The sequence below is a fragment of the Sediminitomix flava genome (genome assembly GCF_003149185.1).
GTDB lineage: Bacteria > Bacteroidota > Bacteroidia > Cytophagales > Flammeovirgaceae > Sediminitomix > Sediminitomix flava.
Genome location: NZ_QGDO01000002.1, coordinates 1,093,409 through 1,110,097 on the forward strand (window position 1 = coordinate 1,093,409; position 16,689 = coordinate 1,110,097).

Sequence of the window (16,689 nt, forward strand, 5' to 3'; positions counted from 1 at the left end):
ATGTCTATTATTTTCTATCTTCCGTGTAGATTCTGAAAAAGCTTCTTTTTACTACATCGGCTCTTTCTTTTATACAAAACCTAAAGACTTTTCAACATATTTTTTACAATCCTTACCCATGTACTTTCCCACATTTATCAGATTTTCCCTTTTCCTAATTCTCGGAATATCGATAGCATACTTTTGCCCCATATCCCTATTTCGAGTTGCGCATTTGATGTATGGGTACCTAGGGTTTTCTATTTACTTTTTAGGGATTTTATTCCTAAAAAATAAGGTTATAAAAAACTTTATACTGATTAGTACTATCGTATTTTTAGGACTATTCACCTACCTAAATCATCAAGAAATCAAGCATTCCAATCATCTTTATCATCAAGAAGAAATCACTTCATATCTTACTAAAGTGACATCTTACGAGAAAGAAACAGAAAAATTTAAAGTTTATAACTCAGAAGTAATATCTTTTGAAGATTCCTCCCAAAAAATAAAAGCGAGCTTAGGCAAAGTTCATTTATATCTTTCCAAAGAAGATACAAGTTCAAAAACGCTAGAATTTGGAGATATCATTTTTATCAGAGATGCTCCTCAAAAACTCTTCGCTCAAAATAGTTACGAACGCTATCTACGAAATCAGCAGATTTATCTACAACATTTTATTTACAACGATCAGTGGCAGATACTTCAAAAAAATAAAGCCCAAACACTTTTACATCATGTTTGGGCTTTAAGAAAAACCTTAGAAAATAAGCTTCTTCAGATCATAAAAGAGCCTAGACAACAAGAACTTGCTATTGCCTTACTCTTAGGAAACAAAAGTAGTTTAAATGACTCTACTAAAACAGCTTTCGCTCAATCTGGTCTTGCACATATTCTGGCTGTTTCAGGTCTACATGTCTCATTGGTTCTCCTCTTTTTTCTTTGGATCTTTAAATATTGGGATAGAAGACCTCCATTGATTCGTTTTTTCTACTTTACCTTCTTCATGACTGTACTTTGGGGTTACGCAACGATCACTGCTTTCTCGCCTTCAGTCGTCAGAGCTGCTCTTATGTTAAGTATCTGGTTACTAGGTAAAGCACTACAAAGACCTACTGATGCTTTTAATACCGTAGGCTTATCTGCTTTTATCCAACTGATAATCAACCCCAACTTATTATTCGATATCGGATTTCAATTATCATATACCGCAGTGATCGGTATACTATATTTATACCCAAAATGGATAAAGGTCTACCGCTTTTCTTTTATACCACTACAAAAACTTTGGGAAGCTTCTCTAATATCATTAGCAGCGCAACTCGGAACATTACCGCTTTGCCTTTACTACTTTCATCAGTTTCCTAGCTATTTTTTATTCAGTAATATTGCAATCACTTTTCTAATTCCTCTTGTGATTGGCTCAGGATTTCTCACGCTGATTTGCAGCTTAATCTCGGAAAGCATTGCCTTATATTGTTCCTATTTATATGACTTCTTTTCAGATATAATGGTCTACATCGCTCACTTTTTTAGCAGCTTACCTTATTCTACTTTATCAGACATTTACCTCTCTAGCTCTGAACTAATCTTACTTTACCTCCTAATTGTTACCATTATCTTAGCTTTTGAATACAGATCTATCCTATCCCTTAGAATTAGTCTTATATCTGGATTTCTACTTTTAAGTTCTTTTACATTTAAAAAAATCGAAGACCACACCAATGAATTCTTTGAAATCAGGTATACTAAACAAGACCTTTTTATTGCTGTAAAAGAATACAAACTCTCTCCTATCATTTATACATCCTCTACAACTACCAATGAAAAGCAACTACAGGCTATCTTTCCAAATACCTATCAACAACAGTTTGGTAAAATCGATATCATAGAACTTGATCGTTTAAATAAGTTCTACCTCTGGAATTATAATGGAGAGAAAATAATTTATTTTCAATCAAAGAAATATGACCATACACCCTCAAATATTTGTGTAGACTACCTTATCCTAACGGATAAACATCAATTTAACTCCACAATAAAAGACCTAAAATTTTCCCCACAAAAAGTTATTTACTTAGGATATAAAGATTGGAATTTACAGAAATGGAAAAGCTACTTTCAGACAAAAAATATAGAGGTGATTTATCCTACAGAAAAGAATTCCTATGGTATTAACTAAAAAATATCAGAGAGTTCTAAAGATCAGAAATTCAAATAGTATCTTTAGAAACTTATAGACAGCTCATACTTGAGCATATATTTATCAACTGAATCATCATAAAGTATTGAAATCATATTTAACTTTTTGGGATTTTCTATTAGCCCCTATCTACCTCGCTATTGTCTATTGGATTGCTGGCTACTTTGCAAAACGATGGACCAATAAATACACTAAAAAATACTTTTATTGGGGATTACATGCCAAACTTTTTGGGGCATTTGCTTTTACTATGGTTTACGCCTTTTATTATGGTGGAGGAGATACTTTTGTATATGTTGAAGATGCGAAAAAGATCTTTCATGTTTTTTTAGATAATCCGATTACTGGAGTTAAAGTATTCTTTCTTGAAGCTAAAGAGTTAACTAATGATACTTTTCAATACACAAGCAGATTTTGGATGTTTTCCAAAACATCTAATTGGGCCGTTGCAAAAATTGCTTCAATTATTGGTTTATTTACTTTTGCAAACTATCTCCCTACTTCTTTTTTCTTTGCTTTATTTTCGTTTTTAGGTATCTGGAAGGTATATCAGTTTTTTGTAAGTACATACCCTCAACTATACAAAGAATTAGCTCTACTTAGTCTTTTTATACCTTCTACGCTCTTTTGGAGTTCATCTGTATTAAAAGAAACAATTACTTCTGGAGCCATTGGATTCTTTTTGTATTACAGCACACAACTCTTCTTTAAGCAAAAAGATATTCTCAAATCAATGATAATATGCTTATGTATGTATATACTCATCAAAGATATCAAAGGGATTACTATTACAGCTTTCCTTCCTTGTCTTATGATATGGCTATTTCAAAAGTATCAACAATCTTTAGGCACTGCAGGCAAGGTTGGAACAACTCTTATTTTATTTCTTAGTTTACCTGTGATATTACTAGCTATCAGTTCAGGAATTACCAATCAAATTGAAGAGTCAGAGGCCTTTCAAGAAACCCAATCAAAAGTTATTGGTTTCCATACTGATCACGGCCGTGCTTATATGAAAGGACATGGAGGTGGCCTAGCCTCTTCTTATCAATTGAGTGGTATGGGAGATGCTAGTATCAACGGTATGTTACGCTCCATCCCTGAAGCCGTAAATGTAACATTGTTCAGACCTTACCTTTGGGAAGTACGAAAACCGGTACAATTTGTCGGTGCATTAGAAAGCTTTGCATTCTTAATCATGACACTTTACCTTCTACTCAAAGCAGGACCTATCAAATTTTTTAAACAAATATTCAGTAATCCCGAAGTTGCACTGTGTATTAGTTACTCTATTCTTTTTGGTTTTATCGTTGGTTTTACCTCTTTTAACTTTGGAGTACTACAACGTTTTAAAACACCATTACTACCCTTTTACACCATAGGTTTATATTTAATATATAAGGGAATTCCTACAACCAAAAAGAAAAGCCCTTCTCCACGAAAGAGAAAGACTCTACTTCATTAAACAACCAAAATACCGAATTGAATACATTCACTATCCTTACGGTTAACGAAGTGAACGAGTGCAGTATTTAAGGATTTGTTGAGTTTTCAGACTCAAAATATATTTCTAAAATGTCAAGTCTCAAGACTCAATTCCCATTTCTTAATTCGAAGATACTGCACTCGCTAACTTCGTTAACTCTTCAAATAGGATAACCAAAACCATCTGTTCCAGTACTCAGATAGATTGATAATCAAAAAGGGCGTTTTACCTTATTATTGATGATAAATGAAAACTAGAACACTTCATTATAATTATCAATAGAATGATTAACTAAACAATTCTACGACATTGGCAGCATTACTGAGTACAGAGTAATAATCAATAATCTTTTTACGGGCTTCTAGTCCCATCTCGTTTCTTTGATGAGGATGATCTAAAAGTTCTTTTAATGCCAAATACCATTCTTCTGTAGTTGTACATATAAAGCCGTTTAAACTATGATCTACAATTTCTGTATTGACTCCAACTGGCGATACAATGGCGGGTACTTCTAAGGCCATATATTGTAAGGCTTTAAAACCACATTTACCTTTTGCCCATATGTCATCTGTCAATGGCATGACACCTATATCAAACTGACATAAATCTTCTATTTCCGTTTCTTTTTTCCAGTCTTGATAAACCAATGATTTTAAATCCCATTTTGGTTTCTCATTCGATATCACACGAAATTCAAAATCGTAATTTTCTTCTAATTTTTGAAGCACAGGTATTAGAAAATCAAGATATTTTGCTGTCGTTAATGTACCTGTCCAACCTATAACAGGCTTCTGTTGTATCTCGCCTTCAAATTCAAGCTCATTCACTAAAGCTTTTTTATATAATTCTGGATTATGATAATACTCCGTATCTATAGTTGTTGGATTGATCACAATATTAGAATTATACTGACTTGCATACTTTCCTAAATATTTATTCCCAACGGATACTTTATAAGCCCATTTCATGATATAGTTGACTTTCCCATACATCTTTAACCAATGGAACTTCGCATTATGTTCAGAATAATTTGGTAACCAAATCGCATCGTCAAAATCATATATAAGCTTTTTTCTAAATACTTTAGCGATTAAAAACTCAAAAATAGGTGGACCAATATGCGAAGCTTCACGATGAATAAAGACATACTTATATTTTGTGAGACTAAAAAGTAAATTAAACCGCTTTAAAAAGGCCCTAAGTATTCCCCAAGCTTTGGATCCAAAGTTACCTGCTTGATGCAACACCTTCCAAGTCGCTAAATCCAAAAAAGGGATATAATCATAATCTAGACCTTCTTTTTCTAACTGCTCCAAATATTGTTCAAATCGGAAACGCTGAGAAGGTGCTATTGATTTGGGATAAGGTGCAAGTATTAGGATTGCTTTATTTTTATTCATGATACTTCAAAATCGCTGAAACACAAAAGTCCTAAAGTTTCTTATAACTTTAGGACTTTTCTTTAAATTAATTATTTCTAAAAATAGATGCTTGCTCAACCAGTTTCACTCTTGACATCTGATTTTCTTTGTATGCTCTTTTCCATTTTAACAATGCATATAGAAATGGCACTTTCTCTCGATCAACCCAATCCCCAAACCTTCTTCGCCAATCTAAACGATCTGTACTAAAATAATCGATGGTACTTTTAAAATTAGCATCCTTTAAGGGTCTAGGATATACACAGCTAATCTTATTTACACCTCCTTCTCTATAAAATTCTGCCCAACTATCAGCAGCATAACGAATAGGAAGTAAGATTCGCTCTAATCGTTCTACAGCCTTTAAAGAAACTATATAAGCCCCTGCAGTCAATGGGATACTTTCTTCATTAATAGGAGATAGCAGTTCGTAATTAGGATCAAGTTTTCGATCTTCCCCAAGGCTTAAATACATCGTCTGGAAAGCACGATAATAAAGCATACAAATCTCATCTGTATCCATTTCATGAATAATGGAAGGTAGTAAGTCAACACTTTTAGATGAAAGGAGCATATCATCTTCTAAGATGAGTGTATAAGGAATTCTTTCAGCTAGAATCTTATGATATGCCTTCCGATGCGATAAAGCACATGCAATTGCATATGGGTTGAGCCACCTAGGGTTTTCTTTCACCTCCTCAAGGTTTGCATACTTCGCAATATCTTCCTCAGTTAAATATTTACCATCAATAGCATCAATAAACTCAAATGATAGTCCTAAATCATTAAACTGTTTTTGTATAGAGTTTCTCCTTTCTTCAGATCTTTCTAATGAGATGACGAAAATCCGAAACTCAAAATCACTTTCCTTCATAAATTTCAGATTCCTTACCCTAAACTAAAGTACTAAAAAATAGATCAATCATACCGAGGAAATATTCTCAGGAATTGGGATTGAATCATCCAATATTTCAACCTTCTTATAATTCTCGCTTTGAATACCTCTACATTAAAACCTGACTTACTTTCTTTTTCAAGTCTAAAAAAACTATCCGAAAGGTATTTTTGAAATAGTATAGCATAGGGATGTTCACAGCTATCATGCCAAGGTTTAAATTTACCACCAGCTATGAAATGAATGATTCTAGCATCGTATATCTGCCTATTATAATATCTCTTGGAGTGGCTCAAACCAGAGTAATTCCATTTTCTATCTAAAAAAGTGATATCATCCTCAAATAATATATTTAAGATATCTTGATCCCAAAATCTAAATAAAAAATCCTCCTCTTTAAGGATAGATAAGGCCTTAGAAAAAATATTATTCAAACGCCACTTTTTCAAATCAATCAGTAAAACACCCGCATTAAAATATTGACTTTCTTTTTTCAGGCCTAAATCTAGTTTATAGTTTCTAAAAAAAGATTTACTAATATCTTCTGACGCCCCAATAGATCTATCTTGTAGATCTGTTTTCCATAAAGGCAAAATACTTCCTACTACTAAAATATCAACATCTAAATAAAGAATCTTATCTAAATGAACAGGAAGTACCTCTGCTAATATTAATCGAAAATAGGTTTCTATACTAATATGTGCATTGATTGTATATTCTGCAACCGAGAAAGTAGAACTATCAATTTTTATAACCGTATAGCTATTCTGATAAGTTTTACATAATTGCTCTATTTTTTCTAGGTTGCCTTTACTCAGTCCTTGTGTCAGAATATAAACATTGAATACAGTTTCTTTATTGTTCTCAAATAAAGAAGTAAGCATTACTCCCATATAAGGAGCATAAGATTCATTAATTGCACAAGCTATATTAATTTGCATATCAATCTTTAAATCATCTGTGTTTATGCTTCTTCATTCATATTCCAATGAGATAAATCTATACCCGTCAATTCTTGTAAGGCAAGATTATATGGCTTATAAAAACGATTTAAATATTCTCTTGTCTGTTTATCCATCTTTGGAAAACGAGTATTAGACTTATTTGAGTTGATTATCACATCACCAATGTACTTAAATAGACTTGGAGGTAATATCGCTTTTATTATTTGTTTAATCGAACTATTATTATTTCTCAGTTGATGAATGATTGATGTTAAAAATTTAGACCTAGGGACTAATGTCTGGTTATGAACATCAGTTTTCAAATTAGTAGAATTATTTACACCTATCATATCACATAATTCTTGACAGATTTTCTTAGGATTACTTTTTAAATCTTCAAATAAATAAATACTAACTTGTTCCTTTGAAAAGTACTTATAAATCATTCTAAGTTGTTCAATATATAGGCCTAATCGTACAAACTGATTATACATGATATCATATTCCCCTTTTTTCCATTTCTCAATAGCATCTATAACTTCTGAAAATGATTTACTCATCCAACCATTAACTACTCCCATAGTATATGATGAATAAGCTCTTTCTGTGGGATTTCGTAATATTATTGCAATATGACAATCAGGAGAATGACTCTTCAACTTTTCAATTGACTCTTCATTCATACACATTCCTACATTCTTGACAACCAACTTTTTTTCCCTTAATTCATCAATATGAATACAATATTGAGCTAAGGTATTTTGAAATCCATTTTGTTGTTCCTTGGTGTTGATAAAGTAAGCAAACTCTTCATGAGGGTGTGTAACTAACTTAGGATTTGATCCTAAGTAATTTTTAAGAGATGTTGTACCGGCTTTTTGAACGCCTATAATAGCTAGAGAAATAGTAGTAGTAGTAGTAGTAGTAGTTGGGTTCATTAATTTTAGCTTTTATTATTCATTGAACTCTAAAAAATTAACATATAATAGTGTTTTTTTTCACAAAAATCTATTATGAATACCGAGTTTGGGTTACATCCCATATACTAGTTTATAAACTTCCTCAGACACTTCAAATGACCTATACTTTTTAGCAACTAGACTTAAACTAGACCTTTGTTGATTAGATCTATTCAAGAAACTATGATCTAAATCTTCAAAAATAGAATGATTTTTTGTATCTAAGACACAACCTATTTTTTCCTCTCTGACTATCCTAGAATCATCTCCTATACCGTCTGGAATTATAATTGGCAAACCATTTGCCCAATACTCACCATTTTTTATTGGTGATATTCCAATTTTTGAGGGACTTGGTTTATGAAGAGAAAATGCAAAATTTGAGGCCGATAAATATTTAGGGACATCACTATGTTCGACTAAACCTACTTTAGTTTGTTCAGTAGGAATCGAATATTGAGTAAAATATTCTTGACATAACTCCTCTTGAGGTGTAAGTATAATTAAATATGCCCGTTCTTGATAATACTCAAAAAAAGCTTTAAAGAGCTGAAAAGCTTCTTCTTCATAATATATCCCTCCAAATTTACCTACATAAACCCCTACAACAGAATCCATTGATATATTCAATTGGGACCTGATAGAAATATGGTCTTCGTGTTTATAATTAAACGTGTCTAAGTCTACACAACATGGAATTGTATGTATCTTATCCATTGAGATACCTTCTTCTACCAAATGATTTTTATATGCATTTGAAACAGGCATTAATCCTTTAGCGGTATCCTTCTGTTTTTTTTCCCAATATTTTTCAAGAATATACTTAGGGTTCCACTTCGACCAAACCCCAGCTTCTAACATATAATCTGCATGAGGTTCAAAAGACTCTACATAATAGGGAACAGTCGTTTTTTTATGAATAAGATAACCTAATGCACCTGCAGGAGCTCCCCGACAAATAATTTTATCAATCGATTTCGTTTGTACAAAACGAATTAGTTCTGCAGGAAAAGAAGTAAAATCCTTTAATTTATCTTTTAATGTATGTCCTGAATATAAGGGAAGATGGATTAACTTAGGAATATTAAAATTTATATTCACATCTATATTATCCCTTTCTATACTGACATAATATATCTCTTTAATATGCTCGAAGCTTGAAAGAATACGAAGGTGTGGATAAATAGTAGCTACACTAAGTCCTTCTTTTGCCCCCCAATAACCTATAAATAAAACCTTCATTCAGATTCCGGAATTATAACCGTTGTTCAATGATGTTAATTAGCTTTTCTTTGTTTTAAGAGCTGTCCAAACTTTGATGGACTCGTTAGAGCAGATAAAAATAAATACCTAAAAGCACTAAAACGCATACCTAAGTGAAAACTATAAGCCCCTATTGTATATTGAAAATGGCTTTTGTAACTCGATACATATGGTTTAGGTATTAATTTTTTAGATAAAACATCACGTAAGTAAATTTTATAATCTTGTATCAATTTTGGAGAGTATTTACGAGACATACTATTCACCAAAATTCGATAATACATTACAGCTTCATCTACCAGCCCTACTTCACCAACTTTAAAGAGTTCATGCAAGAAAAAACGGTCTGCTGTATTAAATAACTCTGAATGAAAACTGATTTGATGCGCTTCTAAGATATTTTTTCGTATCAGATAAGAGGATGGACAGGTTTGTGTATTTGAAGAAAAAGTAAGTAGATCTTGATGTTTACTTAAAGCTGATACTTTTTCTCCTAAGGGCCTTGAATTAGCATCTATATATTCAACTGACGAAGCCACCGCTACATGTGTAGGATGCCCTTCCAAAAATTGAACACGTTTTAATAAAAAATCTGTAGCCCATACATCATCACTATCCAAAAAAGCAACGTACTCTCCTTTTGCCTTTGACAGACCAAAATTTCGAGCTAATGAGACTCCTCCATTTTCTTTTTTATAATAGCTTAATCTATGGTCCTTAAATTGTTGGATTACCTCAGATTGATTGTCAGGAGATCCGTCATCTACTATAATACATTCAAAATCTGTGAAACTTTGTTTAAGCACAGACTCTAATGTTTCTCCTATATATTTTTCTGCATTATATGCAGGTATAATGACCGATACTTTCACATTAGTTTCCATCAAACGCTTTACTCAACTGATCTATTTTATTCTCTATTCGGTAGTTTTGATCAACGACCTCAAACCCATTTTCTTTTAATACCTCACTTAACTCAGGATCTTTCAACAGACGAAGTATGGCTTCATGGATTTGTTCTGTACTCTTAAAATCTACAACTAAAGCCTCTTTTTCATGTTGTACAAAATCTCTAGCCACACCCGATAAAGTAAAAACAGAAGGAATTTTTGCTGCCAAAGACTCTATATATATCTGTCCAAATGCTTCACAATACGGATCAATTGGTGTATGAACAAATACATCAAATAGTTGGTATAAGGCATATAAGTCTTTTTCAAAAGGAATTTCTATATAACTCTCCTGAGGTAATTCCGCTAACAATATATCTAACTGATCTACATATTCTCCTTTCCGAGCATTGGCAAGTACCAATTGTGCTTTAGGGTATTGTTCCAATATTCGCTTAAATGCTGGGATGATATATTGGATACCTTTCCATTCCGTATATCTTGAAATCACCCCAATAATTGGGCCTTCTGAACGTATACCATATTTTTGCTTAAGTGTTTCTACTCGTTCTGAATTTACAGAAGTAAAGCGATCTATATCAATACTATGGTTGATGATCTGAATTTTGTCAGAAGAAACACCTTCCTTTTCAATCAAAACATCTGCCACATTTTGGGTGATGGCTATAATTTTTGTAGCCCACTGATTACTCCAAAGGTCATACTTAACAGCATGTGGATGATAATCGTGATTAAATGTCGAATGATGACGTGTATAAATCCGTTCTTTTATACCTAAAATTTTACCAATACTTAAACCTAAAAGTGTCGCTTCGGGTAAATGGCAATGAATCACATCTGGTTGTAGTGATTTTAGATACTTATATAGTTTATAAAAAGCGAATACTAAATCTTTTTTCCCACTATATGGAATATACTTCAGTCCTAAACCTTGACTTTCGACAAACCTTGCTAAATGGCTGTTTGCCATCGGATTCAAAAGAATAAAACTAAGTTCAAAACGTTCTTGATTCAAATATTCAGCAACCCATTCAAACTCCAAAGCCTTATCTATATTGGAGATGATATATACTACTTTAGTCCTCATTCAGCTTTTCAAATATCTTTTCTATCATTTTCGGATATGTTCGCTCCCCTAAAAATTGTATGATGAGTTCCTCATTCATATCAAACTTCTCTGTTTGCATTAATTGAGCAATTCGGTCTAAATATGATTTTTTATCTTTTTCACAGAAAATCAGTTCTCCATCCAATTCATTCACTTCAGAATCTATAGACGTAACGACTGGCTTTTTCTGCGCGATATAGTTCAATATTTTTAAAGGTGAGCGATTTCCGCCTTTTTCCTGTAAATCAAATTGATAAGCGGTAATACACACTTTAGAAGCGGCAATATAATTTTTTAATTCTTTCGCATGAACAACACCTAGCGCATGTACATTATCCTTTTCTTTTAAAAGCCCCCATTTTTCCCAATCTTCACTCTCTTTGGTCTGGAGTTTTCCTAGTATTACTAATGAAAATTGGTTACTAATTTGTTCTAATAAATCAAAGTCTACATCATGATTTAGCCCTCCTACCATCAAAACATAACCACCAAAATGTTTCTCTAAGGCTTTAACTTTTTGAGGGCTTATATGAAACTCTTCCTCTGAAATTGCATGTGGAATATAAAGTGGTTCTTTTTTCCCATTTTGATAAAAAGGAAGATACTTAGTACTTGTACAAACAAGTAAATCTGCTAATGCTGAAATTTTCTTATTGTTTACCGCATTCATATAGGGGTCTGCAATATGGTAAACTCTTCTTTCTTTTTTACTTAAACCTAACGTATTCACAAAACGATTATGATCGAATTGCCAAATTATCGTTTTTTTCTCATTACTTAACGCCCTTTTAAGCTTACGCCTATTTATTGCATCATTCAATCTGAGCATAAAAGATGGAAAGAATCGCAATGGAAATGGATTATGATAATCAATAACGCTTAGGTTCTCTTTAATTTTTGTTTGATATACTCTCCACGAAAAAAGATCTGTAAAACTCCAAGATTTAGGCGCATTTATAAAATATACATCATTGCCTAGTTTACTTAATTCGTTTGCATAATGTTGTTTAGAATACCAAATGTCTCCCCATGGTTCATTTGAAATAAGGATTATAGTCAAAGTATTTAATTCAGTTTTGGTTATACAATCGTTGCCCTGTCAATAATTCAAAGTCATTCATTTCTTCATTAAAAAGCTCTTCTAAATACTTTTTATTCTCACTATTAAATTTTGGCTTTTCAAGTTTTACATTTTTATTACTTGACTGAAGATATTTCAAATAATTTTTAACCTTAGACTTAAATTGAGGACTTAAAGCTTTTATAATCCTTTTACTCAAAGTCGTATTAACTAACCTTCCTGTAAGTTTATTTAACTGAGAATTCACCAACTCAGAGTTATTGTAATGAATATTCTCTCGAACAAAATCTTTTTCTTCTACATCCAAAAAATGGGCTAGCTTCTTTATTACATTCTCTCTATTTTCTTGATATTCTTCTAGAGTAAATATTAAAATTTGCTCCAAAGGAAAATATTTTAAATATAACGCTAGCTGTTTGGCATATTGACTACATCGGATATAATGAGGTTTTTCTGTAATAATCGTATTTATATCAAAAAATTCACCTCCTTTTAACTTTTGATTGTACTCATATTGAGATACAATTCGCTTTATAGGAGCTCTTAGGATGTATATCAATTTAAGACTTGGATTGTATTCATACATCCTTTTTGGGATATCTTCATCTATAAACTTTGTATATGAAGTTGAGCCTTCTCCCCAAAGCTTATTAGCATTACTAAAAAGCTGATGATAGTTAGATACTTCTTTTTTGTAATTATCATATGTAAAAAAATCGGGCTCTTTTGGAATCGAAAAACACACCTCTGGGTGATAATCCAATAATGTTGCAATTGAAGTTGTGCCACACTTCATTCCTCCAATTATGATAAAATCCACTAACTTTGTCACAGTTATATATTTAAATTTTCAACAGATTTTGAAGAATACTTATGCCAAGAATCAACTCTATACCCTAATAAATCTTCGATTTTATTTAAATCACCTCTTGAAGCCCTGTAAATATATTCTTTAACACGATCATTAACTTTAGGCACCTCTGAAACTTTACTTCTAGTCAGTTGATATAAACTTTTAGCAACAAAAGTTCTCAAACTCTGAGGAAAGAGATCTTTAAGCTTTGTTAATGATGAATTTGTTAGCAATTTATCAACTCTTTGATCATCTCTATAAAGTCCAATACCTCGGTTTGAATGTGTTACTTTTTGTTTTAAAAATGGATCTTTTTCAATCTCTAAAAAATTCGCTATTTTTTCATATGTACCTATACTATTTTGGATATACTCTTCAAATGGAAGTAATAATACCTGATGTCTTCCAAAGACATTAAGATACGGCTCAATTTGCATATAGTATCTTCCTGTATTTACATATTCACTATTATTGAGTAGAGCTTTATTGATCTCTTTTTCATGTTCAAATTTTCTTAAAACACAATGGATATAATGCGAAATGGCTCTACTCACAGGTTCACGCATCAAATAGATGATTTTTAAATTGGGGTTATACTCATACAAATCTTCAACGATATGTGGATGCATAGGGTACTTTGCATAAGAAGTTGTACCCTCACCTCTTAATAAATTTTGATCATTTAATTTAAAGCATTTTTCATATTCTTTTAAGCGTTTACGCCAATCTGAATTACAAAAAAAATGAGGTTCCTTAGGCTCACTAAAATTTATCTGAGGATGAACAGCTAAATTATCTGCTAAACTGGTAGTTCCAGACTTCATTGCTCCAATTAAAATGAAATCTAATTTGGGTTGGTTACTCATAAATGTATATGAATGAATTCCTTAGTTAAAAAAACGTTAATAATCAGTTGTTTTAATAAATATTATTGTCTTGTAAAGTAATACTATTTATTGACTTTTTTCACTATTAATGATTCTTCATTTCAATATCTTGAAATGAGTAGTTTAAAAGATTTATTTCTCTATGAAAAATTAATCTAATCTTTTCAGCTTCATCTACAGATAAGACTTCATTATAATGACGTTTATCTATTCTTTGGGTTGACTTCGCCTTATAGGTCGGTAAAACTAATCTATTCTTTAACGATAGTTTATTGGTTAAATCTTCAAACATATCTGATAACTCTTCATATTTATAGATATTAGACACTATAAGCTCTCCTCTAGAATCCGTATAGTTTTTAAAGTCTTTAATAACCTCAACCGCCCTTGAATCAAGATAATTATTTATACTACCAAACTCTGTATCGCCACCTAAATACCAATAATGAGATAAGACTTTATCCCAAGGGTTTCTTTCTACAGCAAATGAGTAGTAAGAATCATATCTTTCATTCCTCATTAATTTCTTTACTAATACCGCAGGATTATGATTTCGAAATTCTTTAACGTAACCATATAGTAATCTTCTGTAAACATCTCCTATTGTATATTTATACAAAGGGAATTGATAGTTTTGAGCACTTTTAAACCCAAGAGATATTCGATGTTTTTCATCTTTTACCTCATTCAAAGGTGTTATAATATCATTACTGCCACAAATAGAAGAAAGCGCAATTTCAATAGATGAACCTGCTGTTTTTCGGGTCTTTATAAAAATAAACTTATGCTGATGAGAAATTATCATAGAATAGACCTGTATAGGTATTTATATATTGATTTGAAATAGTTTCTAGATTCCAATGCTCCTTAGCAAAACTCTGATTCAAATAACCTAAACCATCTTTAGACTTTTCTCTTCCCTTTATTATTCCTTGATCAAGACTAGATAGATCATTGCTATCAAAAACTGGATTTCCAGTAGCCTTTAAAATTTCTCCAACATTTCCAACATCTGGTCCTAAAACTACCTTTCCATATGAATAAGCTAAAACTAAATTACCAGAGTTTAAAATTTCTTTTCGTGGAATAAAAACAAGATCCGCTCCTTGAAAATAAAATGGAATTTCGTCCTCCTCAATAAAACTATTCGTAAGTCTAAAAGTATCATCTCTATCTAATAAGAATTGACGAACCTCCCATAAAATACGTTTCCTCCAATTCCGATAAGTTGGTTTATATTCCCACCTAGGTACAACAATTTTTATACTTTTATCAGAACTGTTTTGTTTTAATGCATATATTAAATCTTGCTCCTCCTTGGACCTTATTCTACCAAACACTAGGATAATAAAATTCTTTTTCTCAAAATCCCAACCTAACCGACTTAATGCAACCTTCTTCTGAGGTAGTATCTTTGGAATATCATATTTATGATGGGGAATGATTACTTGTTTTTGTTTACTTGAAAAATTATATCGCTTAGCATATTCATCTTTTGAATAGCTCCCCAAATGAACAACTGCATCTGCCAAAGAAAAAAAGTCATTATAAAAAGCATAAAATGCTTCTCTATCAAAATGAGGTAAAAGATTATGCCTAGTTATAATTATTCGTGTTGTCCGCTTCCATTTTCTAAGAATGTTTATAATATTTCTAGCCTTTTCAGTTGTAGGAGGTTTCCAATTTGTCAAGAGTTCTGGCCAATGAATATGAATAATATCATAATCATCGTTAGGTGAAAAAAAGAGATCGATATCGACCTTCAGGCTAATTTTATCTTTCAGCCCTTCAGCTAAAAGGTTAATAAATGGATTGCCATCATCTTCTTTAGCAACCATTAAAACATTAAGCATGACAATCTTCTTTTTTATCTAAAAAATGACACATCGATTTCTTTGATTCGTTCCAATATATATTCTTGCTCTGCTGATTTCAAATAACTTGTAAATAATTGGTTATTTGAACTCGTTATTTGACCAGTATTTTTTGTTTTCCATGGTTCATTAGCTGCTATAACAGTCTTTGCTTCTGTTGCATATTTATGAAGCATATCCTCTTCAAAAGACAAATTCATAAATGAGCAAATTTTCTTAATAATTATATTTGGTCTCGCTACTAAATCCTCATATTTAATAAAAATATGATCCTTTTCTTCTAAATATGATTCACTAAGCTCTATATCATATAACCAACGATCTAAACAAGACTGTAAACTTCTTTCTCCCCCCCAATGTAATGCATACTTTTCAGTATTCATTTTAACAGATGCGACAACATCTTTTCCATCTCTGATGATATGAATAAATTTTGCTGTAGGAATATATTTTTTGATGACAGGAATATAATACAAGTGCATTGGTGTTTTCTCTAACCAAATAGATTTACCATCTTCCAGAGTGAGCTGATCTAATACGTAACTAAAATCAGATATTGCTTTTTTATACCTTCTACTTTTAAACCTTTCTTCTAAAATTCTTTGTTTACCTCTAGTTTCTAAATATTCCTGAAGCTCTAATGGACATCCGGCAGTACCTACACCTATTATCTCTTTCCTTTTATAATACGTACCTATAAGGTGATAAAAAAAGTGTGTTTCTGGAAAGGATGTTACTTGAGAATGACTCGCAAGCAATGATTGCAATAATGTAGTACCTGACCTAGGGGAGCCAACTATAAAACAACGACCATCAATCATAATA

Annotated in this window: 15 protein-coding genes; 2 read left to right on the top strand and 13 right to left on the bottom strand. The window is 31.8% G+C overall.

Annotated elements, in window-relative coordinates:
* The first annotated feature begins 217 nt into the window (after window positions 1-217).
* Both BC781_RS11505 and BC781_RS11510 read left to right on the top strand, forming a co-directional pair.
* Window positions 218-2,161 (top strand): ComEC/Rec2 family competence protein, encoded by a 1,944-nt coding sequence (locus BC781_RS11505; protein ID WP_158281447.1) that lies wholly within the window; start codon window positions 218-220, stop codon window positions 2,159-2,161.
* 106 nt (window positions 2,162-2,267) lie between these two features.
* Window positions 2,268-3,647: a hypothetical protein gene (locus tag BC781_RS11510; RefSeq protein ID WP_109617707.1), complete on the top strand. Its 1,380-nt coding sequence runs from the start codon at window positions 2,268-2,270 to the stop codon at window positions 3,645-3,647.
* Window positions 3,648-3,955: 308 nt separating this feature from the next.
* Here BC781_RS11510 and BC781_RS11515 read toward each other — a convergent pair whose 3' ends face one another.
* The 13 genes from BC781_RS11515 to BC781_RS11575 all read right to left on the bottom strand — a co-directional run bounded on the left by BC781_RS11515 (window position 3,956) and on the right by BC781_RS11575 (window position 16,685).
* On the bottom strand, window positions 3,956-5,068 hold the full coding sequence (locus tag BC781_RS11515; protein WP_109617709.1) for a glycosyltransferase family 4 protein: 1,113 nt from the start codon (window positions 5,066-5,068) through the stop codon (window positions 3,956-3,958).
* Between the two features lie 67 nt (window positions 5,069-5,135).
* Entirely contained in the window at window positions 5,136-5,963 is an 828-nt protein-coding gene (locus BC781_RS11520; RefSeq protein ID WP_109617711.1) for a glycosyltransferase family 25 protein, read from the bottom strand.
* Window positions 5,964-6,007: 44 nt separating this feature from the next.
* Window positions 6,008-6,925: a glycosyltransferase family 8 protein gene (locus BC781_RS11525; RefSeq protein ID WP_109617712.1), complete on the bottom strand. Its 918-nt coding sequence runs from the start codon at window positions 6,923-6,925 to the stop codon at window positions 6,008-6,010.
* Window positions 6,926-6,948: 23 nt separating this feature from the next.
* Window positions 6,949-7,866: a sulfotransferase family protein gene (locus BC781_RS11530; RefSeq protein WP_109617715.1), complete on the bottom strand. Its 918-nt coding sequence runs from the start codon at window positions 7,864-7,866 to the stop codon at window positions 6,949-6,951.
* Between the two features lie 93 nt (window positions 7,867-7,959).
* The gene (locus tag BC781_RS11535; RefSeq protein WP_109617717.1) at window positions 7,960-9,129 is read right to left on the bottom strand and encodes a glycosyltransferase; all 1,170 of its coding nucleotides are present in this window, start codon (window positions 9,127-9,129) and stop codon (window positions 7,960-7,962) included.
* A gap of 35 nt (window positions 9,130-9,164) precedes the next feature.
* Complete coding sequence (locus BC781_RS11540) at window positions 9,165-10,034, bottom strand: glycosyltransferase family 2 protein (RefSeq protein WP_109617720.1); 870 nt, start codon at window positions 10,032-10,034, stop codon at window positions 9,165-9,167.
* Entirely contained in the window at window positions 10,024-11,148 is a 1,125-nt protein-coding gene (locus tag BC781_RS11545; RefSeq protein ID WP_109617722.1) for a glycosyltransferase family 4 protein, read from the bottom strand. Before BC781_RS11545 ends, BC781_RS11540 begins: the two co-directional genes overlap by 11 nt.
* Window positions 11,138-11,989: a glycosyltransferase gene (locus BC781_RS11550; protein WP_158281448.1), complete on the bottom strand. Its 852-nt coding sequence runs from the start codon at window positions 11,987-11,989 to the stop codon at window positions 11,138-11,140. Before BC781_RS11550 ends, BC781_RS11545 begins: the two co-directional genes overlap by 11 nt.
* A gap of 250 nt (window positions 11,990-12,239) precedes the next feature.
* Window positions 12,240-13,082 carry a sulfotransferase domain-containing protein gene (locus tag BC781_RS11555; RefSeq protein WP_109617726.1) on the bottom strand — a complete coding sequence of 281 codons (843 nt, stop codon included), beginning with the start codon at window positions 13,080-13,082 and terminating at the stop codon, window positions 12,240-12,242.
* A 2-nt stretch (window positions 13,083-13,084) separates the two neighbouring features.
* Window positions 13,085-13,969, bottom strand: a complete 885-nt coding sequence (locus BC781_RS11560; RefSeq protein ID WP_109617728.1) for a sulfotransferase family protein — start codon at window positions 13,967-13,969, stop codon at window positions 13,085-13,087.
* A 106-nt stretch (window positions 13,970-14,075) separates the two neighbouring features.
* A complete protein-coding gene (locus BC781_RS11565; protein WP_109617730.1) occupies window positions 14,076-14,795 on the bottom strand; it encodes a hypothetical protein in 720 nt (239 codons plus the stop codon).
* Window positions 14,773-15,843 (bottom strand): glycosyltransferase family protein, encoded by a 1,071-nt coding sequence (locus tag BC781_RS11570; RefSeq protein WP_109617732.1) that lies wholly within the window; start codon window positions 15,841-15,843, stop codon window positions 14,773-14,775. The genes BC781_RS11565 and BC781_RS11570 overlap by 23 nt, the downstream gene beginning before the upstream one ends.
* A gap of 14 nt (window positions 15,844-15,857) precedes the next feature.
* Window positions 15,858-16,685, bottom strand: coding sequence for a sulfotransferase family protein (locus tag BC781_RS11575; protein ID WP_109617735.1), 828 nt, complete (start codon window positions 16,683-16,685; stop codon window positions 15,858-15,860).
* Window positions 16,686-16,689 lie beyond the last annotated feature (4 nt).

Bases quoted from the DNA above. Each gene is read 5' to 3' on its own strand.
- BC781_RS11505 (WP_158281447.1), top strand. From the start codon at position 218: ATGTATGGGTACCTAGGGTTTTCTATTTACTTTTTAGGGATTTTATTC.
- BC781_RS11515 (WP_109617709.1), bottom strand. From the start codon at position 5,068: ATGAATAAAAATAAAGCAATCCTAATACTTGCACCTTATCCCAAATCA.
- BC781_RS11520 (WP_109617711.1), bottom strand. From the start codon at position 5,963: ATGAAGGAAAGTGATTTTGAGTTTCGGATTTTCGTCATCTCATTAGAA.
- BC781_RS11525 (WP_109617712.1), bottom strand. From the start codon at position 6,925: ATGCAAATTAATATAGCTTGTGCAATTAATGAATCTTATGCTCCTTAT.
- BC781_RS11530 (WP_109617715.1), bottom strand. From the start codon at position 7,866: ATGAACCCAACTACTACTACTACTACTACTACTATTTCTCTAGCTATT.
- BC781_RS11535 (WP_109617717.1), bottom strand. From the start codon at position 9,129: ATGAAGGTTTTATTTATAGGTTATTGGGGGGCAAAAGAAGGACTTAGT.
- BC781_RS11540 (WP_109617720.1), bottom strand. From the start codon at position 10,034: ATGGAAACTAATGTGAAAGTATCGGTCATTATACCTGCATATAATGCA.
- BC781_RS11545 (WP_109617722.1), bottom strand. From the start codon at position 11,148: ATGAGGACTAAAGTAGTATATATCATCTCCAATATAGATAAGGCTTTG.
- BC781_RS11560 (WP_109617728.1), bottom strand. From the start codon at position 13,969: ATGAGTAACCAACCCAAATTAGATTTCATTTTAATTGGAGCAATGAAG.
- BC781_RS11565 (WP_109617730.1), bottom strand. From the start codon at position 14,795: ATGATAATTTCTCATCAGCATAAGTTTATTTTTATAAAGACCCGAAAA.
- BC781_RS11570 (WP_109617732.1), bottom strand. From the start codon at position 15,843: ATGCTTAATGTTTTAATGGTTGCTAAAGAAGATGATGGCAATCCATTT.
- BC781_RS11575 (WP_109617735.1), bottom strand. From the start codon at position 16,685: ATGATTGATGGTCGTTGTTTTATAGTTGGCTCCCCTAGGTCAGGTACT.